2 pseudogenes are annotated in these 593 nt (G+C 47.0%); both read right to left on the bottom strand.

Annotated features, from left to right (window positions below):
- Nucleotides 1–502 (bottom strand): annotated as a pseudogene (ispH, locus tag R7Z77_RS26945) (4-hydroxy-3-methylbut-2-enyl diphosphate reductase); the annotation flags it as partial.
- A 24-nt stretch (nucleotides 503–526) separates the two neighbouring features.
- Nucleotides 527–593, bottom strand: a pseudogene (locus R7Z77_RS26940) (peptidylprolyl isomerase); the annotation flags it as partial.

Raw genomic sequence — 593 nt, 5'->3', positions numbered from 1 at the left:
GCAGATCCGATGGATCTTTCACGATCGCTTTTAGTTTTTCAACGTCCGCAGGAGTTTCCACTAAGTACATGCCGCCAGTTTCGCTTGAGTACTGACCCATGGTACCTTCGACTTCTGGGTGACCAGCATGACCAATCAGAACCACTTCCATATTGCGGCGGCTTGCACGAGCAACTTCCATATGAACTTTCGTTACCAATGGGCAGGTTGCATCAAATACCGTCAGATCACGCTGTTTTGCTTCTTGGCGAACCGCTTGCGATACACCATGAGCAGAGAAAATCACGATGTTGTTGTCAGGCACTTCATGTAGCTCTTCAACGAAGATAGCGCCTCGTTGCTTTAGCCCCTCAACCACAAAACGGTTATGTACCACTTCATGGCGAACATAAATCGGTGGCTGATACAGCTCTAGCGCACGCTCTACGATGCTAATCGCACGGTCAACACCAGCACAAAAACCGCGTGGGTTAGCTAATAGGATTTTCATTTCATTGCTCATGGAAATTATCTTTTATTGGGGTGGCTATTCTACTGACAAAATTTCGACTTCGAAAGTCACGTCTTGTCCCGCTAGAGGGTGATTAAAGTCT

It is taken from the genome of Vibrio sp. 1401 (assembly GCF_033340295.1).
The sequence above is the reverse complement of the archived record's forward strand: the minus strand, read 5'-3'. Positions and strand labels throughout refer to the sequence as shown.